This is a genomic window from Nakamurella sp. PAMC28650 (assembly GCF_014303395.1).
Lineage (GTDB): Bacteria > Actinomycetota > Actinomycetes > Mycobacteriales > Nakamurellaceae > Nakamurella.
Genome location: NZ_CP060298.1, coordinates 2,770,132 through 2,789,404 on the forward strand (window position 1 = coordinate 2,770,132; position 19,273 = coordinate 2,789,404).

15 protein-coding genes and 1 pseudogene are annotated in these 19,273 nt (G+C 68.9%); 12 read left to right on the forward strand and 4 right to left on the reverse strand.

All coding sequences use genetic code 11. From position 1 onward, the window contains the following. Positions 1–27 precede the first annotated feature (27 nt). Positions 28–1,476 (forward strand): tRNA (N6-isopentenyl adenosine(37)-C2)-methylthiotransferase MiaB, encoded by a 1,449-nt coding sequence (gene miaB / locus H7F38_RS12600; protein ID WP_370531367.1) that lies wholly within the window; start codon positions 28–30, stop codon positions 1,474–1,476. Positions 1,477–1,512: 36 nt separating this feature from the next. Here the strand turns inward: miaB and H7F38_RS12605 are convergent, their stop codons facing one another. Both H7F38_RS12605 and H7F38_RS12610 read right to left on the reverse strand, forming a co-directional pair. Next, positions 1,513–2,205, reverse strand: a complete 693-nt coding sequence (locus H7F38_RS12605) for a nucleoside/nucleotide kinase family protein (protein WP_222618621.1) — start codon at positions 2,203–2,205, stop codon at positions 1,513–1,515. Then, complete coding sequence (locus tag H7F38_RS12610; protein WP_370531368.1) at positions 2,202–3,599, reverse strand: DUF349 domain-containing protein; 1,398 nt, start codon at positions 3,597–3,599, stop codon at positions 2,202–2,204. Before H7F38_RS12610 ends, H7F38_RS12605 begins: the two co-directional genes overlap by 4 nt. A gap of 517 nt (positions 3,600–4,116) precedes the next feature. On the opposite strand from H7F38_RS12610, the gene H7F38_RS12615 reads away from it, so the two are divergent. Genes H7F38_RS12615 through dapF form a run of 3 tightly spaced genes read left to right on the forward strand, consistent with a single transcriptional unit; the run spans position 4,117 to position 6,642 of the window. After that, positions 4,117–4,899 (forward strand): hypothetical protein, encoded by a 783-nt coding sequence (locus H7F38_RS12615; protein WP_187094344.1) that lies wholly within the window; start codon positions 4,117–4,119, stop codon positions 4,897–4,899. Next, the gene (gene miaA, locus H7F38_RS12620; RefSeq protein WP_187094345.1) at positions 4,896–5,813 is read left to right on the forward strand and encodes a tRNA (adenosine(37)-N6)-dimethylallyltransferase MiaA; all 918 of its coding nucleotides are present in this window, start codon (positions 4,896–4,898) and stop codon (positions 5,811–5,813) included. Before H7F38_RS12615 ends, miaA begins: the two co-directional genes overlap by 4 nt. A gap of 10 nt (positions 5,814–5,823) precedes the next feature. Further along, complete coding sequence (dapF, locus tag H7F38_RS12625) at positions 5,824–6,642, forward strand: diaminopimelate epimerase (RefSeq protein WP_187094346.1); 819 nt, start codon at positions 5,824–5,826, stop codon at positions 6,640–6,642. 38 nt (positions 6,643–6,680) lie between these two features. Here the strand turns inward: dapF and H7F38_RS12630 are convergent, their stop codons facing one another. Then, complete coding sequence (locus H7F38_RS12630; protein ID WP_187094347.1) at positions 6,681–7,952, reverse strand: MFS transporter; 1,272 nt, start codon at positions 7,950–7,952, stop codon at positions 6,681–6,683. A gap of 131 nt (positions 7,953–8,083) precedes the next feature. On the opposite strand from H7F38_RS12630, the gene H7F38_RS12635 reads away from it, so the two are divergent. The 3 genes and pseudogenes from H7F38_RS12635 to tatA all read left to right on the forward strand — a co-directional run. Beyond that, positions 8,084–8,686 carry a helix-turn-helix domain-containing protein gene (locus H7F38_RS12635; RefSeq protein ID WP_187094348.1) on the forward strand — a complete coding sequence of 201 codons (603 nt, stop codon included), beginning with the start codon at positions 8,084–8,086 and terminating at the stop codon, positions 8,684–8,686. A gap of 97 nt (positions 8,687–8,783) precedes the next feature. Then, positions 8,784–10,244: a GTPase HflX gene (gene hflX, locus H7F38_RS12640; protein ID WP_187094349.1), complete on the forward strand. Its 1,461-nt coding sequence runs from the start codon at positions 8,784–8,786 to the stop codon at positions 10,242–10,244. A gap of 163 nt (positions 10,245–10,407) precedes the next feature. Continuing rightward, positions 10,408–10,647 (forward strand): annotated as a pseudogene (gene tatA / locus H7F38_RS26650) (Sec-independent protein translocase subunit TatA); the annotation flags it as partial. Positions 10,648–10,968: 321 nt separating this feature from the next. Here tatA and lexA read toward each other — a convergent pair. Further along, a complete protein-coding gene (gene lexA / locus H7F38_RS12650; protein ID WP_187094671.1) occupies positions 10,969–11,577 on the reverse strand; it encodes a transcriptional repressor LexA in 609 nt (202 codons plus the stop codon). Between the two features lie 392 nt (positions 11,578–11,969). On the opposite strand from lexA, the gene H7F38_RS12655 reads away from it, so the two are divergent. The 5 genes from H7F38_RS12655 to H7F38_RS12675 all read left to right on the forward strand — a co-directional run bounded on the left by H7F38_RS12655 (position 11,970) and on the right by H7F38_RS12675 (position 19,261). Continuing rightward, positions 11,970–12,494: a LysM peptidoglycan-binding domain-containing protein gene (locus H7F38_RS12655; RefSeq protein WP_187094351.1), complete on the forward strand. Its 525-nt coding sequence runs from the start codon at positions 11,970–11,972 to the stop codon at positions 12,492–12,494. Positions 12,495–12,802: 308 nt separating this feature from the next. Then, a complete protein-coding gene (gene nrdR / locus H7F38_RS12660) occupies positions 12,803–13,255 on the forward strand; it encodes a transcriptional regulator NrdR (RefSeq protein WP_187094352.1) in 453 nt (150 codons plus the stop codon). 249 nt (positions 13,256–13,504) lie between these two features. After that, positions 13,505–16,429: a vitamin B12-dependent ribonucleotide reductase gene (locus H7F38_RS12665; protein ID WP_187094353.1), complete on the forward strand. Its 2,925-nt coding sequence runs from the start codon at positions 13,505–13,507 to the stop codon at positions 16,427–16,429. 213 nt (positions 16,430–16,642) lie between these two features. Next, positions 16,643–18,472, forward strand: coding sequence for a substrate-binding and VWA domain-containing protein (locus H7F38_RS12670; protein ID WP_255498370.1), 1,830 nt, complete (start codon positions 16,643–16,645; stop codon positions 18,470–18,472). 69 nt (positions 18,473–18,541) lie between these two features. Further along, positions 18,542–19,261, forward strand: a complete 720-nt coding sequence (locus H7F38_RS12675) for a hypothetical protein (protein ID WP_187094355.1) — start codon at positions 18,542–18,544, stop codon at positions 19,259–19,261. Positions 19,262–19,273: the final 12 nt, after the last annotated feature.

Genomic DNA, 19,273 nt, shown 5'->3' on the forward strand with positions numbered 1-19,273 from the left:
TACCAGGTGCGCACCTACGGCTGCCAGATGAACGTGCACGACTCCGAACGGCTGGCCGGGCTTCTGGAGGAGGCCGGCTATCAACCGGTTGCCTCCGGGTCCGACGCCGACGTGGTCGTGTTCAACACCTGTGCCGTCCGGGAGAACGCGGACAACCGGCTCTACGGCAACCTGGGCATGCTGGCACCGAGGAAGACCAGTCACCCCGGTATGCAGATCGCGGTCGGCGGCTGCCTGGCGCAGAAGGACCGCACCGAGATCATCCGGCGGGCGCCCTGGGTCGATGTCGTGTTCGGCACCCACAACGTCGGTTCGCTCCCGACGCTGCTGGAGCGGGCCAGGCACAACGACGAGGCCCAGGTGGAGATCCTCGAGTCCCTCGAGGTCTTCCCGTCCTCGCTCCCGGCCAAGCGGGACTCGGCGTCCTCGGCCTGGGTGTCGATCTCCGTGGGCTGCAACAACACCTGCACCTTCTGCATCGTGCCGGCCCTGCGCGGCAAGGAGACCGATCGGAGCCAGGGCGACATCCTCGCCGAGGTCGGCATGCTGGCCGCCGAGGGCGTGCTGGAGGTGACCCTGCTCGGGCAGAACGTGAATTCCTACGGCGCCGAGTCGGGCGACCGCGGCGCGTTCGCGCAGCTGCTCCGTTCGTGCGGACGCATCGACGGGCTGGAGCGGGTCCGGTTCACCTCGCCCCACCCGAGGGACTTCACCACGGACGTCATCGAGGCGATGGCGCAGACCCCCAACGTGTGCCACCAGTTGCACATGCCACTGCAGTCGGGGTCCGATCGCGTCCTGAAGGCGATGCGGCGCTCCTACCGCAGCGAGCGATACCTCCGGATTCTCCAGGAGGTGCGCGTGGCCATGCCGGACGCGGCCATCACCACCGACATCATCGTGGGGTTCCCCGGCGAGACGGAGGAGGACTTCCAGCGCACCCTCGAGGTCGCCGAGCAGTCCCGGTTCGCCACCGCCTTCACCTTCCAGTACTCCCCGCGCCCCGGCACACCGGCCGCGACGATGGACGACCAGGTCCCGCCCGAGGTCGTCACCGAGCGGTACCAGCGGCTGAAGTCGGTGATCGACTCGACCGCGCTGGAGGGCAACCGCGAGCAGATCGGGACGGTGGCCGAGGTGCTGGTCGCAGCCGGCGGAGGCCGGAAGGACAATGCCACCCATCGGCTGTCCGGACGTTCCAGAGATGGTCGGCTGGTGCACTTCTCGCCGACCGGGGCAGGCGTCCAGAAGTTGGTGCGGCCGGGTGATGTGGTGACGACGGTGATCACCGCTGCCGCCCCGCACCACGTGGTGGCCGACGGCGACGTGCTGACCCACCGTCGCACCGTGGCCGGTGACCGGCATGCGGACGGTCAGCTTCCGCGGACCCCCGGAGTCGGTCTCGGCATGCCCGCGATGGGCAGAGCCGAATCTGCGGGTTCGATCGCGACGCCGGTCTGTTGCGCCACCTGCTGATCGCCGGGACCGGCTGATCGGTGCATCTGCTGCCCCCTATCGCGGGCGGATGAGCAGATCGGCGCGGGAGCGGGTGGCCAGGACGGTGGCGGCGTTGCGGCCGTCGGTGCCGGTGGTCGACCTGAGCCGGGCGACCTCCGGCGTCCGGCCGAAGGCGATGTGACGGGACACGAGGCGGGCGAGCCGCAACTCCTCCGGGACGTCCAGGTACCAGGTCTCGGTCAGCAGGGTAGCCACCGAGCCCCAGGGCGGATCGTCCACGAGCAGGTAGTTGCCCTCGGTGATGACCACCTCGACGTCGGGACCGACGGCCACGGCACCTGCGATCGGCTCCTCGATGGCCCGTCGGAATTCCGGTGCGTAGATCGTCTCCCCGGATACGGGAGCCGCCATCCGCCGCAGCAGCGAGACGTAGCCCGCGCCGTCGAACGTGACCGGCGCCCCCTTGATCCCGGCCGTTCCCGCCTCGTCGATGACGTGTTGGGCCAGGTGATAGCCGTCCATCGGCACGAGGGCAGCGGGCACCGGGTCCGGTCCAGAGGTCAGTTCGGCTAACACCAGGGCCGCCAGGGTGGATTTACCCGACCCGGGCGCCCCGACGATGCCGATCATCAACCGGCGGCCACGGCGCAGTGCGCGAATGCGCCCGGCGAGTGCCACCGGGTCGTCGGACAACACACCGGGTGGTGCACCGGCCGGGAGGGGGTGCCCGTCGGTCGTCTCCGTCACCGATCGACGGCGCCCTGGGCCGCGGAGAGCCATTCCTCCCACTGCACGGCGTGCGCCTCGGCTTCCTTGGCCTTGCGCTCGTTACCGCTGGTCCTGGCCTTGGCGGCCTGGGTCCGGAACGACTCCGCCCTGGAGCGGAACTGTTCGATGCGGGCGCTGGTCTCAGGGTCGGTTCGACGCCAGTGCGAGTCCTCCGCCGACCGGATCCGGTCCTCGACGGCGCGCAGTCGCGAGTCGAACTCCTTGATCCGCTCGCGGGGGACCTTCCCGGCGGCTTCCCAACGCTCCTGGATCGACCGCAGCGCGGCCTTGGCCGCCTCGAGTCCGCCGGCCGGATTGATCTTCTCCGCGTCGGCCAGTAGCCCGTCCTTGATGGAGGCGTTGCTCTCGAACTCGTGGTCCCGCTCGGAGAAGGTCTGGTTGCGGTGCGAGAAGAACTTCTCCTGCGCGGCTCGGAACCGGTCCCACAGTGCGTCCTCGACATCCCTGGGTGCTCGTCCGGAGGCTTTCCACTCCTCCATCAGCGTGCGGTACTCGCCCGCCGTCTTGCCCCACTCGGTGGAGTCGGACAGCGCCTCCGCCCTGGCGATCAGGGTCTCCTTGGCCTCCCTCGCCGCTCCGCGCTGCTTGTCCAGGTCGGCGAAGTGGGTACCCCGGCGTCGGGTGAAGGCGTCCCGGGCCTTGGCGAACCGCTTCCAGAGGGCATCGTCGGTCTTGCGGTCGATGCCCTTGATGGTGCGCCACTCGTCGACGATTTCCTTGAGTCGGTCCCCGGTCGCCTTCCACTGCTCGGACTCGGCCAGCGACTCGGCCTCGACGCAGAGGGTCTCCTTGGCCGCGACGGCCGACGCGCGGGCGGCGGCCCTGGCGGTGGAGGCGCCGGCGATGGCGGCGTCGGCAGCGCCGATGACGATCTCCAGACGGGCGGCTGCCGAATCGAGATCACCGATGCCGGAGAGGGTCTCGACGCTCTCCCGAAGTTCGATGGCGTGGGTCCTGGTGGCCTTGGGATCTCCGGAACCGGTCGCGAGACGCGTTTCCAGTAGGGCGATCTCGGTCGCGAAATCGTCGAATCGGCGGGCGAAGTGAGCCAGGCCGGCCTCGCTGTCCCCGGCCTGCCAGTTGCCGACGGCGCGTTCGCCCGTCGGACCGTAGACGTAGACGACACCGGCTTCGTCGATGCGGCCCCACTTGTGCGGGTCGGTCGGTTCCACCGTCGGCTCGACCGGAACCGGGGTGGTGGCGCCCGGACGCTGCCCCCCGGCGCGAGCCCCCGGCGCTCCGCCCGGACGTCCGCCGGAGGGACGCCCTGGTCGTCCACCGGGACCCCGGCCCTGGTTCGGTGGGGTGGACGCGGCGGCCGGCGCCTCAGGGGCGGGGGGAACGTCCGGGATCTCGGATGGGGTGGCGTCGGGGACCTCGGGTGCGGGGGGGACGTCCGGGACCTCGGATGGGGTGGCAACGTCGGGGACCTCGGGGGCGGGCGCGACGTCCGGGATCTCCGGTACCGCCGGGATCTCCCCGCCCGGCAGATCGGGCACCGACGGCAGATCGGGCCTGGACGGCAGATCGGGCACCGACGGCGGCGCGGCCTCGGCAGCGTCGGCAGATGCGGCGGGAGTCTCCGGGGTGGTCGCGCTCTCCAATCCTTCGTCACCGTGTTCGGCGCGCATGTCCTCGGTCATCGTTACTGGCCTCTCTGCTGCTCGACTGGGGAGTCTGCGACTCCCGGCACCTCGCGGTGCCCCTGTTACCCGGCTGAAGGATCTGCTGTGATCCGCACGACCAGTGTGCCTGCTGGTGGAGATCCTTCACCAGTCCATCGGGCAAGTGGGGGGGAGGGCCGGGCAATCGGGCCGGCGGCCGCCCGGCGACGGTCCCCGGTACCGGGGCGGCGGTTAGCCTGCAGCGGTGATCGTCGCCGCCGCCGTGTGCCCCGGAGCCCCCTTGCTGGTGTCCGGTCTGGCGCCGACGCTGGCCGGTGCGGTTCCGCGGCTGGTCGCCAGTTGTGCGGCGGCCGTCGGTGTCCTGCGCGCCACCGACCGGATTCTGCTGGTGACCTCCGGCCCGCGCGTCCGGGACCGCGGTGTCCGAACGAAGACGAAGTTCATCCGGCACGAACCGGGAACGGCCGTCAGCTCGTCCGCGCTGGGCGACAGCCGATCGCAGCCCGCGTTCTCCTCCAGGTTGGCCGGCGGACGGCCGGAGGACGGCCCCGGGCGCTGGCCCCCTGGGGTGGGCGTCGTCGTCGGCGCGGCATTGCTGGAGGCGACCGGTGTCGACATCCCTACCACTGCGATCGAACTCGGCGACCCGGACGATCCGGCCGAGACCGACCAGTGTCCGGAGGTGCTGGCCGCAGTCGGAGGTTCTGCTGCGGAAAGGATCGGGCTGCTGATCATCGGGGAGGGCTCCGCCAGCCGCGGTTCCGATTCGCCCGGGGGCGGACACGACGGGGCGCAGGCGTTCGATGCGAGGGTGGCCGCTGCTCTCGCCACCGGCGATCCGGCCGCCCTGGGCGCGGCGGTCAGGGCCGGCCGACGGCAGGCGAAGGAGCTCGTGTGGACCTCCGGTCCGTCGCTGGGAGCGTTGGCCGGGCTCTGCGCGCAGGTCCCGCCGTCCTGCGCCGCACTGCTCTACGACGAGGCGCCCTTCGGCGTCGGGTATCTCGTGGCCACCTGGACCTGGGCGTGACCCTCGGCCGACTCGTCGTGGTCGGGGGCCCGACCGGCACCGGCAAGTCGGATCTGGGCCTCGACCTGGCCGAACGGTTCGACGGCGAGATCGTGAACGCGGACTCCATGCAGCTCTATCGGGGGATGGACATCGGCACGGCCAAGTTGCCGCTGGAGGACCGCCGCGGGGTACCGCACCACCTTCTCGACGTCCTGGACATCAGCCAGCGGGCCAGCGTGGCGGCCTATCAGGACCGTGCGCGAACGGTGATCGAGGAGATTCTCGGTCGTGGCCGCACCCCGGTGCTGGTGGGTGGGTCGGGGCTCTACGTCAGTGCGGTCATCGATCGGATCGAGTTCCCCGGCACCGATCCGTCGGTGCGGGCCGACCTGGAGGCCGAACTGGCCGGGGTCGGCGCTGCGGCGCTGTTCGGTCGGCTGGCCCGTCTGGACCCGGCGGCGGCGGCCTCCATCGAGCCCGCCAACGGCCGCCGGATCGTCCGCGCGCTCGAGGTCATCGCCCTCACCGGGCGTCCGTTCACCGCGACCCTTCCGGTGCCCGGTCCACCGTTGTACGACGCCGTGCTCCTGTGCCTGGACCGCGACACCCCGACGCTCGACGAACGACTGGCCGTGCGGGTGCACGAGATGGTGGCCGCCGGCTTCCTCGACGAGGTCAGGGTCCTCGAGCGGGTCGGACTGCGTGACGGGGTGACCGCCTCGCGCGCACTGGGCTACCCGCAGATGCTCTCGGTGCTGGACGGGGTGGCCGAGCTGGACGATGCTGTCACCGAGACGGTCCGGCTGACCAGGCGGTTCGTCCGGCGACAGCGTTCGTGGTTCGGCCGGGACGTCCGGATGCAGCGTCTGGATGCCGGTGCACACGATCTGACCGCCCGAGCGGTCGAACTGGCCCTGGCCGCGGGCCCGTAAGCTCGGGCATATGCCCGCTGTCCCGTTCGTCAAAGGCCACGGCACCGAGAACGACTTCGTCCTGCTGCCCGATCGGGACGGCCTCCTGGAGATCACCGATTCGCAGGTCAGGGCGCTGTGCGACCGGCGGGCCGGACTCGGCGCCGATGGCGTGATCGTCGTCAGAGGCTCGACCGTTCCCGGCACGGACTTCTTCATGGACTACCGCAACGCCGACGGTTCGTTCGCCCAGATGTGCGGAAACGGAGCTCGGCTCTTCGCCCGGTTCCTGGTCGACGCCGGCTGGCAGGACCCGGGAAGTTTCGCCTTCCTGACCAGGGGCGGGATCCGCACCGCCGCGGTGGGTCCGGTCGGTGACGTGATCATCGGGATGGGTCCGGCCACGGTCGGGGCGGGATCGAAGGCCGAACTGGCCGGTGTCGCTTTCTCCGGCACCGCGGTCGACGTGGGCAACCCGCACCTGGTGACGATGCTCGACTCCGCCGCGGACCTCGACGACCTGGACCTGACGGATGCTCCGGTGGTCGATCCCGCGATGTTCCCGGACGGGGTCAACGTCGAATTCGTGGTGCCGGTCGCGGCAGATCACCTCCGGATGCGCGTGTTCGAGCGCGGTGTCGGCGAGACGCGTTCCTGCGGAACCGGAACGGTCGCTGCTGCGGCCGCCTTCCGCGCCCTCTCCGGTGGTTCCCGACAGCGGGTCAGGGTCGATGTGCCGGGCGGGTCGGTGATCGTGACCCTCGACGCCGACGGGACCTCGCTGACCGGGCCGGCGGTGCTGGTGGCGCAGGGCACCGTCGACCAGGACTTCTGGGACGCGAACCGCTAGGTCCCGTGCCGGTGCGGATCGTCAGGTGCGGTGACCCATTACCTGACGACCATCGCCAGGTTGCTGGGATCGTCATGTGCTGGAAGGGTTTTCATCTGCCAGAGCGAACGGGATGCCACCGGGACCAGGGCCAGTAGATTGATACCGGCGAAGATCCACAGCGTCGGGAGCACCCCGAGGTGGGTACCGAGCACTCCGCTGGTGATGGCGCCCAGCGGGATGGTGCCCCAGATCAGAAATCTGGACGAGGCGTTCATCCGGCCGAGCAGTTCGGGTGGGCACAGTCGCTGACGGAAGCTGACGGTCGCGATGTTGTAGGCCACCATCGCCGCCATCATCGCGACGCCGCCGACGATCAGCGTCGGGACCGTTGGCAGGACGGACGACAACGGGTTGCAGAACGAAAGGGTCATCATCGCGACGGCCGTCACGATGATCGAGGGCCCTTCGCCGATCCGGCGGGCCAGGGCGGTGGCCAGCAGGGCACCGACGAGACCACCGACGGCGGCGGCGGAGTCGATCACTCCGATCGTCAGCGGTGACAGGCGCAGATCGCGGAGCATGAACAGGACGAACAGCGCGCTGCCCCCGCTGGAGGCGAAGTTCCCGATCCCGGTGCAGGCGATCAGACGACGCAGCAGGCGATGGTGGAGCACGAACGCCAGGCCCTCGCCGATCTCGACGAGCAGCGGCCGTCTGTGCCCGGCATCCGGCACCGACTCACGGTGGCGGATCCGGAAGAGGAACAGCGCCGACACCAGGTAGCCACCGCCATTGATCGCGATCACCACCGGTGGCCCGATCACCTTGAGCAGCAACCCGCCGAGCGCGGGCCCTGCCGACTGCGAGACCGACTGACTGGCTTGGAGTTTTGCATTTCCCTCGACCACCTGGCCGGCCGGGACGAGGGCCGGCAGATACGACTGGTAGGAGACGTCGAAGAATACGGTGAGCATGCCGATGAGGGTGGCCACGGCCATCACCTGGCCAAGGGTGAGCAAATCCAGCCACCAGGCGATGGGCACGGTGGCCAGTACGGCGGCCCGGCCGAGGTCGGCGGCGATCATCACAAGGCGTTTGCTGCGTCGGTCCACGATCGCGCCGGCGGGCAGCCCGATGATCAGGAAACCCAGGCCGGACAACGTCGAGAGCAGGCCCATCTGGAACGGGGTGGCCGCCAGTGCGGTGACGGCCAGATAGGGGATTGCCAGCGATCCGAGGGCTGCGCCGAACTGGCTTCCGGAGTCACCGATCCAGAGCTGCCGGAAATCCCGGTGATGGATCAGGCTGCGGGTGGGGACGGTCGTCATCGACGGGGTCGGTTCGTTCCGGCGGACGGCACCGGACGAGTGTCCACCTACCGATTGGGATCTGTCAATCAGTCTCGGTGCACGGCGATCGTTTTGCCGGGAACCCACACGGTTGTCGCTACGGTGGAGCCATGACCGCCCCGTCGATCCCGGATCCGTCCTCCGGGCACGTTCCCGGGCACCTTCCGACGGCGGCGTCACGGCCTCGACCGGCCGCCACCGACGCCGAACGTCGGGCCCTGGCCAGTGTGTTGCGTCTGCGCATCCTGCGCCTGTGCCTGCACGACGCGCTCACCAACAAGCAGCTGGCCGGCCGGCTGGGCCGGGACCCGGCCAGCGTGCTCCACCACGTCCGGACGCTCCTGCACCAGGGCTTTCTTCGCACCGAGGAACCCCGGCCCGGCCCCCGCGGTTCGACCGAGGTGCCCTACCGGGCCACCGGCAAGTCCTGGGAACTGGACTTCGGGACCCCGGGAGCCGATTCCGGTCCGGGCGGCACCGGGCCGGGGACCGGTGACCTGCTGCTGCGCACGTTCCTCGACGAGGTCTCCGAGGTACCGCCGGCCGAGCTCAACACCTCCAGGATGGGCCTGCAGCTCACTTCCGAGCACCTCGACGAGTTCGACGCCCGTCTCCGTTCTCTGCTGGAGGAGTTCCACCAGCGGGGTCCGGACGAAGGGGGGCGCCGCTTCTCGGTCTTCGTGGCCGTCCACCCGGAGCCGTCGGCCGACTGACCGGAGCTCCCCGGAGGCGGCCACGTCCACCCGATATCGCCGCAGGCACAACAATGCACTGGCACAGCCGGTCCCTGATGGGGCACCCTGGAGCCATATGACGAAACATGACGACTTTCTCGCGCGCCGTGCCGGCCGCAGCGATGACGACGGTGACCACCCGCAGGATTTCTCGGAGGACACCGTGGGCGATCGCGATCTGGCCGACCGGGCCGCGTTGCGACGGACGGGCAGCCTCTCCACGCAGCTCACCGACATCACCGAGGTCGAATACCGCGATCTCCAACTCGAGCAGGTCGTCCTCGTCGGCGTCTGGTCCAACGGCACCGCCGAGGACGCCGAAGCCTCGATGACCGAGTTGGCACGGCTGGCCGAGACGGCCGGCTCGGTCGTGCTGGAATCGCTGTCGCAGCGCAGGCGCAATCCGGACGCCGGCACGTACATCGGCTCCGGCAAGGTCAAGGAGCTGGCCGAGGTGGTCCAGATGACCGGGGCGGACACGGTGATCTGCGACGGCGAACTGTCGCCCGGACAGCTCCGCAACCTGGAGGAGCAGCTCAACGTCAAGGTCGTCGACCGGACCGCGCTGATCCTGGACATCTTCGCCCAGCACGCCAAATCCAAGGAGGGCAAGGCCCAGGTCGAACTGGCCCAGCTCAACTACTTCCTGCCGCGTCTGCGTGGCTGGGGTGTCGCCCTGTCCCGGCAGCGAGGTGGCCGGGTCGCCGCGGGCGCCGGCATCGGTTCGCGTGGCCCCGGTGAGACGAAGCTGGAAATCGACCGACGGCGCATCCACCGGCGGATCGCCCAGCTGAAGACCGAATTGTCGTCCATGCGGCAGGTGCGCGACACGAAGCGCTCTCAGCGTCGGGCCAATGCGGTCCCCGCAGTGGCCATCGCCGGCTACACCAACGCCGGCAAGTCGTCCCTGCTCAACTCCCTTACCGAGGCCGGGGTCCTGGTCGAGGACTCGCTCTTCGCGACCCTGGACCCGACCACCCGCAAGACGACGACCACCGACGGTCGGCTGTACACGCTGACCGACACGGTCGGGTTCGTCCGTCATCTGCCCCACCAACTGGTCGAGTCCTTCCGCTCCACGCTGGAGGAGATCGCCGACGCCGATCTCGTCGTGCACGTCATCGACGGTTCCGACGCACGGCCGGAGGATCAGGTCGTAGCGGTGCGCGAGGTGCTGCAGGAGATCGACGCCGCCGAGGTCCCGGAGATCATGGTGGTCAACAAGATCGACGCCGCGGACGAGATCACCCTCGGGCGGCTGCGGCACCTGCTGCCGCACGCGGTGTTCGTCTCGGCCCGCACCGGGGAGGGGATCGCCGACCTCCGCGCCGTGATCGCCGCGGCGCTACCGGATCCGGCCATGCGGATCGAGGTCCTCGTCCCGTTCGACCAGGGGGCGCTCGTCTCGCGCGTCCACGCGGAGGGCACCGTGCTGACCGAGGCGCACACCGCAGAGGGAACCCTGCTGCAGGCCAAGGTGTATCCGGCGCTGGCCGGAGTGCTGCAGCACTATCGGGTGACGGCCACGTCGGCCTGAGCAGGATCCTCCCGACCGTGATGCAGGGGCCGGGTCGCCCTGGATCTGTGGCGTGGCCGGGGTATCGTTGGCAGTCGTGGGAAGGCCTGGTGCCAATCGTTGACCGAATCGGCGACGAACCAGAGCTGACAAGGACGTAGTTCGAGATTCTGGAGGTTGTCCGATGGGTGCGATTCAGCCGTGGCACATCATTTTGATCGTGGTCGTCTTCCTGCTGTTGTTCGGCGGCAAGAAGCTGCCTGACGCAGCACGCGGTCTCGGCCGGTCACTGCGCATCCTGAAGTCCGAGGTCGGTGCCATGCACGACGAGGACGGCAGCAAGGCCAAGGCGGCCACCGAGTCCGAGACCGAGGCGACCGCAGCGGCGGCCACTCCCGCCTCGATGATCGCCCCGGCGCCGCTGGTGCAGCAGCCGGTCATGCAGCAGCCGATCGTCCAGCAGCCGGTGGCTGCCCCGGTTGCCGCGGTGCCGGTCACCGTCCCGCAGCCGGCGAACGTCCAGCAGGTTCCGGTCGTGGTGCCGGCCACGATGGCCCCCCCGGTCATCAACGTGCCGGTGAACGGTCAGCACCACGCCTGACCAGCACGACGCCTGACCAGCACGACGCCTGACCAGTACGACGCCTGACCAGTACGACGCCTGACCAGTACGACGCCTGACGAAACAGGGGCTCCTCCGCGATGCGGAGGGGCCCCTGTTGTCATACCTGGAGCTCTTCTTTCGTCAGATCTTCCTGAGCACCGCAACGACCCGGCCCAGGATGACCGCGTCGTCACCGGGGATGGGCGAGTACGCAGCATTGTGCGGCATCAGCCAGAGATGGCCGTCGTCCTTGCGCTTGTAGGTCTTGACGGTCGCCTCCCCATCGATCATCGCGGCGACGATGTCGCCGTTCTCGGCCACGGGCTGCTGGCGGATGACCACCCAGTCGCCATCGGTGATGGCCGCCTCGACCATGGAGTCGCCGACCACCCGCAGGAGGAACAGGGTGCCCTCGCCGACCAGATCACGCGGCAGCGGGAAGATGTCCTCGATGGCCTGCTCGGCCAGGATCGGCCCACCGGCCGCGATCCGTCCGACCACCGGCACGTAGGCCGGCGTCGGGTGGCCCGCGTTGTCGTCGGCCATCTCGTCGGCCGACCGCACGTCCACGGCCCGCGGCCGGTTCGGATCCTTGCGCAGCAATCCCTTGCGCTGCAGCACGCCCAGCTGGTGCGCGACCGATGACGGCGACTTGAGACCGACCGCCTCACCGATCTCGCGGACGCTGGGCGGGTAGCCACGACGCTGGACCGAGTCCCGGATGACCTCCAGCACCTTGCGTTGCCGCATCGTCAGCGCCCGCCCGTTGTCGACCTCCGGAAACTCCGCGACGCTGTCGTTCGGTTCCGATGTCTCCTCGGTAGGGGTGTCCCGCCCCTCGCCGATGCTCTTGTCTGCCGGTGTTCTTCGCGTCGCCACGTTCGATGCCTTCCTGTCGATGCCGATCGGGCCGTGCGCACTAACGCGGCTCAGCTGTTCCGATGGGTACAACCGTACGACCCCGTCCATAACAATTCAAACAGGCGTTCGACCAACACGCCGGGAAATCTTCCCACTGTCGGTGGTGCCATGTACAACTAGGTCAGACGTTCGATAGAACGCTCGTTCGAGGTCAGCGGTCACTCGCCGGCTCGGATGCGGATGCGGCCCGTCAGGTCGCCGATGGAACGGTAGGGCAAGCCATGGCCACTCACACCTTCATGCTGGACTCCGGCGCTGACGCCGACGCTCCGGACGCATGCTCGTCGGGGACTCTCCGCGCCGTCTCCGGTTCCCGCACCGCCCCTCGCACGGCCGCCGGCCAGAAGGCCGCACAACGGCGGAGGGCCAGGGTGGCCGGGGTGCGCCGTCCCGCGTCGGGGGTACTGCCCTCGGGCAACCGCACCGGCGCCGTCGTGACGGCCGACCGCGGCGATCAGATTGCCGACCGCGAGTTCGCACCGGGCCGGTGGGCCCGGCTGGTGACCACCGTGTCGCTCGCCTCTGCCGCGATCATCGTGACGGTGTTCGTGGTGTCCGCCGGCGCCACGCAGAGCATCACCGACGTCACCGTCCGGTCCGGCGACTCCCTGTGGTCGATTGCGCAGCAGGCCGAACCCGGCGCCGACCCGCGGTCGGTGGTCGAGCAGGTCAAGAAGATGAACGCGCTCGACGGTGACGCTGTGATGATCGGTGCCGTACTGAAAGTTCCGACCGCCGGCCGCTGACCGAGACCCGGGATGGTCGGGTCTGCCACCTGCGGCATTGGCGGACGGCGCAAAATTCTGGGTGCGACACGCCGTCGGCGCTTGCGCCGAAGTGGTGGCTCGATCTACGTTCAACCCCTACATCTAGTAGTTACATGGATGTAAGCTATCCACAGGTAGGGGTACGTCGGAATCCTGGTTGTCCACAGGATTCGGGAGGTTACCCACCCGCAGTCCACGGTTTTGTCCACATTCGGCCGCGAAGTCATCGGTCGGCAGGGTAATTCGGGTCGTTGTGAGCGTGTTGTCCAGGAGGAGGTGAGGCCGTCATGCGGTGCCCGTTCTGTCGTCATCCAGATTCCAGGGTGATCGATTCCCGAGAAGTCGAGGACGGCCAGGCCATCCGGCGGCGCCGATCGTGCCCGGAGTGTTCCCGGCGCTTCACCACGGTCGAGGAAGCCGTCCTCGCGGTCGTCAAGCGGAGCGGTGTCACCGAGCCGTTCAGCCGCGCGAAGGTCGTGCTCGGCGTTCGCCGTGCCTGCCAGGGGAGGCCGGTCGACGAAGATGCGCTGGCTCTGCTCGCCCAGCAGGTCGAGGAGGCCATCAGGGCCACCGGTGCAGCCGAGGTGCCCAGCCAGGAGGTCGGCCTCGCCATCCTCGGTCCGCTGATGCAGCTCGACGAGGTGGCCTACCTGCGGTTCGCCTCCGTCTACCGGTCATTCGAATCGGCAGCCGACTTCGCCGCCGAGATCGAGCGGCTCAAGACGGTCCCGAGCGACTGACCGGCGATCCGGTCCACATCCAGCCGATCACCGGTGATCGCCGCGCAGTCATCCGACCGAAGGTTGATCGCGCGAAGCAGAGCAGCCGCACCAACACGGGCTCCGTATTCACTCCACTCCAACGCTTGACAGCGCAGCACCACCGCCGCACCAGATACCGCCGCTCGACACACCGCCGCTCGACACACCGCCGCTCCACACACCGCCGCTCCACACCACCACAGGCCCGTACAGAGAAGGGGACGCTCCATGACCGAGACCCTCGGTAGTTCAACCGGATCCGCCACCAACGGTTCGACGGCAGGCTCCGCAGCCGCCTCGGCCAAGATCAGGCGGACCAAGCCCGACGGCTCGCCGGGACTCCGGGTGGAGCGTCTGTACACCACCGCCAGAGTGCATCCCTACGACGAGGTGATCTGGGAGCGTCGCGACGTCGTGCTGACCAACTGGCGTGACGGCACCATCAACTTCGAGCAGCGCGGCGTCGAGTTCCCGTCGACGTGGTCGATCAACGCCACCAACATCGTCACCAGCAAGTATTTCCGCGGTGCGGTCGGTACTCCGCAGCGGGAGGTCAGCCTGAAGCAGATCATCGACCGGGTCGTCACCGCCTACACCAACTCGGGGCGGCAGAACGGCTACTTCGCCACCGGCGCGGACGAGGAGATCTTCTCCCACGAGCTCACCTGGATGCTGCTGCATCAAGTCTTCGCGTTCAACTCCCCGGTGTGGTTCAACGTCGGAACCTCGTCGCCGCAACAGGTGTCGGCCTGCTTCATCCTGGCCGTCGACGACACCATGGACGCCATCCTGAACTGGTACCGCGAAGAGGGCCTGATCTTCAAGGGTGGCTCGGGCGCCGGCCTCAACCTGTCCCGCATCCGTTCGTCCAAGGAACTGCTGTCCTCCGGTGGTACCGCTTCGGGTCCGGTTTCCTTCATGCGCGGGGCCGATGCCTCGGCTGGCACCATCAAGTCCGGTGGGGCGACCCGCCGTGCGGCGAAGATGGTGGTGCTGGACATCGACCACCCGGACATCGTCGAGTTCGTCGACACCAAGGTGAAGGAGGAGCGCAAGATCCGCGCCCTCCGCGATGCCGGGTTCGACATGGATCTCGGCGGCGAGGACATCGTCTCCGTGCAGTACCAGAACGCCAACAACTCGGTCCGGGTGTCCGACGAATTCATGCGTGCCGTCGAGTCCGGCTCGGAGTTCGGCCTGCGGGCCCGCTCCACCGGCGAGGTCATCGAGACCATCGACGCACGCGAGCTGTTCACCAAGGTCAACACCGCCGCGTGGGCCTGCGCGGACCCGGGGATCCAGTACGACGACATCATCAACGACTGGCACACCTCGCCCGAGTCCGGCCGTATCAATGCGTCCAATCCGTGCTCGGAGTACATGCACCTGGACAACTCCTCGTGCAACCTGGCCTCGCTCAACCTGATGAAATTCCTGTCCGACGACGGGGTGTTCGATGCCGCGAAGTTCGCCAAGGCCGTCGAATTCGTCATCACCGCCATGGACATCTCGATCTGCTTCGCCGACTTCCCGACCGAGCCGATCGCCGAGACCACCAGGGCTTTCCGGCAGCTGGGTCTCGGTTACGCCAACCTCGGCGCCCTCCTGATGGCCACCGGTCACGCCTACGACTCCGAAGGTGGCCGTTCGCTGGCCGCCGCCATCACGTCGCTGATGAACGGCACCGCCTACAAGCGCAGTGCCGAGCTCGCCGGGATCGTGGGTCAGTACGACGGCTACGCGCGCAACGCCGATGCGCACAAGCGCGTCATCCGCAAGCACGCCGCGGCCAACGACCAGATCCGCACCTACGGCGGGAACGACGCGACCACGTTGAAACTGGCCACCTCGGTGTGGGCCGAGACCATCACCACCGGCGAGAAGAACGGCTACCGCAACGCGCAGGCCACGGTGCTGGCCCCGACCGGCACCATCGGCCTGATGATGGACTGCGACACCACCGGCATCGAACCGGATCTCGCGCTGGTCAAGTTCAAGAAGCTGGTCGGTGGGGGGTCCATGCAGATCGTCAACCAGACGGTCCCGCGTGCCCTGGCCTCGCTCGGTTACCAGGCCGAGCAGGTCGAGGCCATCGTCGAGTTCATCGCCCAGCACGGACACGTGATGGGCGCGCCCGGTCTGAAGAACGTCCACTACTCGGTCTTCGACTGCGCCATGGGCGAGCAGTTCATCGCGCCGATGGGCCACGTCCGGATGATGGCGGCGGTGCAGCCGTTCATCTCCGGCGCCATCTCCAAGACGGTCAACATGCCCGAGGACGCCACCGTCGACGACGTCGCCGAGATCTACCTGCAGGGCTGGAAGATGGGCCTCAAGGCCCTCGCCATCTACCGCGACAACTGCAAGGTCGGGCAGCCGCTGTCCGCCTCGAGCAAGAACAAGGATTCGGCGGACAACGCAGCCAAGGCGGCCGAATCCGCTTCGGCAGCACCTGCCTCGCACGTCCCGGTGCGTCGGCGCCTGCCGAAGAAGCGTCCCTCGCAGACGGTCTCGTTCACCGTCGGCGGGGCCGAGGGCTACCTGACCACCGGTTCGTACCCCGACGACGGCCTCGGCGAAGTCTTCATCAAGCTCGGCAAGCAGGGCTCCACCCTGGCCGGCGTGATGGACGCCTTCTCCATCGCGGTGTCGGTGGGACTCCAATACGGCATCCCGTTGGAGTCCTACGTCGCGAAGTTCACCAACCTGCGCTTCGAGCCGGCCGGTATGACCGACGATCCCGATGTCCGCATCGCCACCTCGGTGATGGACTACCTGTTCCGCCGGATCGCCCTCGACTACCTGCCGGTCGACGCGCGTGCCGAGCTGGGCATCTTCTCCGCCGAGGAGCGCACCGCCCAGGTCTCCAGTGCCTACGCGTCCTACGACCTGGTCGACGCGGCCGGGACGGCCGACGTCGTCGAGGAGATGCGGTCCTCGGTCGACGCCACCCCTGTGGTGCGGCCCGCCGTCGAGAGCGGGAAGCCAGCCGATCTGGCCGGACGCCGGGCCGGTTCCTCCACCGAGCTGCTGGAAATGGTCATCGGCAAGTCCGCCGATGCCCCGCTCTGCTTCACCTGCGGCACGAAGATGCGCCCGTCGGGAGCCTGCTACGTGTGCGAGGGCTGCGGCTCGACCTCCGGCTGCAGCTGATCCGATGCCTCCGCGAGCCCGGTCCCGGGGCCGGGCTCGCGGCGTCCCCCCCTCCCCCGGTCGGAGGCGCCGGCAAGGCCTCGAGGTCGTCGTTCGGTGGGGGTGTCGTCGTGCCAGGACCGAATCCGTCGGCACGGCTCCAGCAGACCGAGCGCCGTTGGTATGTTCCCGACAGGCGCTCGCTGCGAGCGCCGGGGGACAGGAGCGTCACAGTTGGCAGGCAGGAGCAAGGCACCGTTCATCGCCGCGGCCGTCGCCGGGGTGGTACTGATCGCCGGCATCCGGTATTTCAGCACCCGCGACAGCAGTCCCTCGGCGACGCCGCCGGCTGGTGCCGGCTCGTCGTCCTCCACTGCTGCGCCGACCCGCCCGGGCTGCACGGCGGTGAATGTCGGCGCGTCGAGCGAGAAGGCCGCGCTGATGGCGTCGATCGCGACCTCGTACGCGGCCTCCGGCCGCAAGGTCGCCGGTGCCTGCTACGACATCGTGGTGAGGTCCTTGGCCTCCGGGACCGGTGAGGCGAACCTGGCCGCCGGATGGAACGAGGCGTCGGACGGACCTGCTCCGGACGTGTGGACGCCGGCCGCGTCGACGTGGGTCACCCTGCTGCGCAGCGATCTCACCGCCAAGGACCGGCCGGGCATCGTGCCCGCCGAATCCACATCGGTGACCTCCACGCCCCTGGTCCTGGCCATGCCGAAGCCGATGGCGCAGGCCCTCGGGTGGCCGACCGCGTCGCTGGGCTGGTCGGACGTCCTCGGACTGGTGCAGGCCAAGGACGGCTGGGCCTCGAAGGGTCACCGCGAGTGGGGCGCCTTCAGTCTCGGGAAGACCAACCCGAACGTCTCCACCTCCGGCTTGGCGGCCACCATCGGAGCACTGGTGGCGGCCACCGGCAAGTCCTCGGACCTGACCACCGCCGACCTGAAGGACCCCAAGGTCCGCAACTACGTCCAGGCGGTCGAGCACTCGGTGGTGCACTACGGGGACACCACCCTGACCTACCTGTCCAACCTGCAGCGGGCCGACGACGCCGGCGCTGCGCTGAACTATCTGTCCGCGGTCGCCGTGGAGGAGAAGTCGGTCTTGGATTACGACGCGGGCAACCCCAGCGGTGATCCGGCGACGCTCGGCAGACATGCGCCCCCCAAGGTCCCCCTGGTGGCGGTCTACCCGAAGGAGGGCACGCTTTACAGCGACAGCCCCTACGTCGTGCTCGACGCACCGTGGTCCACCCCGCTGAAGCAGGCCGGTGCCAACGACTTCCTCACCTACCTGCTGGCACCGGAGCAGCAGAAGATCTTCACGGACGCCAACTTCCGCACCTTCGACCACCAGGCGGGGGCGCCGATCACGGCGAGCAGTTCCGTCCTCGCGGCCGGGGTGAAGGTGGCGCTGAACCCACCTGGTTCGGCCGTGCTGACCGGGGTCCGTGCCTTGTGGAGCGAACTGCGCAAACGTGCCAGGGTGCTGATGCTGCTGGATGTCTCGGGCTCGATGCAGGAAGATGCCGGCTCCAGCGGCCAGAGCAAGCTGGATCTGGCCAAACAGGCCGCCGCCGCCGCCCTCGGCCAGCTGTCGGACACCGACCAGGTGGGCCTCTGGACGTTCACGACCGCAATGGCGACGCCCGCGACGATCTACAGCGAGGATGTACCGATCCAGCCGCTGGCCAAGGACCGCAAGGAACTCGCCAGCGCCCTGCAGGGTCTGCAACCCCAGAACGGCACACCGTTGTATGCCGCAATCCGACTCGCGACCAAGTACATGAACGGCAGCGCGGCCCCTGATCTGATCAACGCCGTCGTCGTGCTGACCGACGGCAAGAACGAGTACACCGACGACAACCTCGACTCATTGGTCGCTGACCTGGGAAGCAGCGCGACCGAGAACGGTGTGCGGGTCTTCTCGATCGCCTACGGCGCCGACGCAGACCTGGACGTCCTGAAGAAGATCTCCCAGGCCTCACGTGCTGCGGCCTACGATGCGCGGAGGCCGGAGAGCATCACCAAGGTCTTCGGCGACGTGTTGTCCAACTTCTGACCCGTCGCCGAGGCGACGAGTCGCTCCCGAGCCCTGGAACCCGCCCCCGCAGCGACAGGAGCCACCGACATGCCCGAGTCGCGGATGCGCCGTGCGGCACAGGCCCTCCGTGATCCGTGGAGTCTGCTGGCGGCGGTCGTCGGGGCCGGGGCGGCCTGGGCGTTGGCCCTGCCCGTCGGCGGTATCGGCGCGGTCGGCGCGGGAATGCTCGCCGTCGCTGCGGTGGTCGGTGCGGTGAGCTCCGGTCACCACGAACCGGACGGATCGCGGGGACCTTCGCTGGTGCCGCACACCGTGCAGTTCCGTCTGGTCGGCACGTTGGACGCCTACCTCGCGGATCTGACCGCCCTCGACCACCGGTCGCTGCCCCCGGTCCTGGCCGGGCAGGCCCTCGATGCATTGGAGGCGGCCCGGTCGGCCCGGACGGTGGCCGTCGGAGTGGCGGGTTCGATCGACGTCCTGGACGTCGCGATCGCGGAGGCCGGTCAGGTCGCGCGGAAGATGACGACCGCCCACAAGGTCAGTGGATCCCTCGGGCGCATGGCCGCCCGCCGGCAGGATCTCCTCGGCGACCTCTCGTCCGCGGTCGATGGTGTGGGCGAGCTCTACGCGAAGCTGCTGGAACTGGCCGCGACCCCGGAGCTGATTTCGGGTTCGGTACCGGAGCACGGCCCCGATCCGGTGGCCGAGGTCAACAGCTCCCTCGACGCCATCCGTGGCGCGTTCGCCGAGCTGGATTCGGCAGCCAGAACGGTGACCGCAGGGCTTCACCTGCCGGGCGCCAGGTGAGTCCGGCCATGC

What these genes read in the sequence shown, in the direction of transcription:
- miaB (WP_370531367.1), top strand. Translation starts at nt 28, where the DNA reads ATGAACGTGCACGACTCCGAACGGCTGGCCGGGCTTCTGGAGGAGGCC.
- dapF (WP_187094346.1), top strand. Translation starts at nt 5,824, where the DNA reads ATGCCCGCTGTCCCGTTCGTCAAAGGCCACGGCACCGAGAACGACTTC.
- H7F38_RS12630 (WP_187094347.1), bottom strand. Translation starts at nt 7,952, where the DNA reads ATGACGACCGTCCCCACCCGCAGCCTGATCCATCACCGGGATTTCCGG.
- H7F38_RS12635 (WP_187094348.1), top strand. Translation starts at nt 8,084, where the DNA reads ATGACCGCCCCGTCGATCCCGGATCCGTCCTCCGGGCACGTTCCCGGG.
- hflX (WP_187094349.1), top strand. Translation starts at nt 8,784, where the DNA reads ATGACGAAACATGACGACTTTCTCGCGCGCCGTGCCGGCCGCAGCGAT.
- lexA (WP_187094671.1), bottom strand. Translation starts at nt 11,577, where the DNA reads ATGCGGCAACGCAAGGTGCTGGAGGTCATCCGGGACTCGGTCCAGCGT.
- H7F38_RS12655 (WP_187094351.1), top strand. Translation starts at nt 11,970, where the DNA reads ATGGCCACTCACACCTTCATGCTGGACTCCGGCGCTGACGCCGACGCT.
- nrdR (WP_187094352.1), top strand. Translation starts at nt 12,803, where the DNA reads ATGCGGTGCCCGTTCTGTCGTCATCCAGATTCCAGGGTGATCGATTCC.
- H7F38_RS12665 (WP_187094353.1), top strand. Translation starts at nt 13,505, where the DNA reads ATGACCGAGACCCTCGGTAGTTCAACCGGATCCGCCACCAACGGTTCG.
- H7F38_RS12675 (WP_187094355.1), top strand. Translation starts at nt 18,542, where the DNA reads ATGCCCGAGTCGCGGATGCGCCGTGCGGCACAGGCCCTCCGTGATCCG.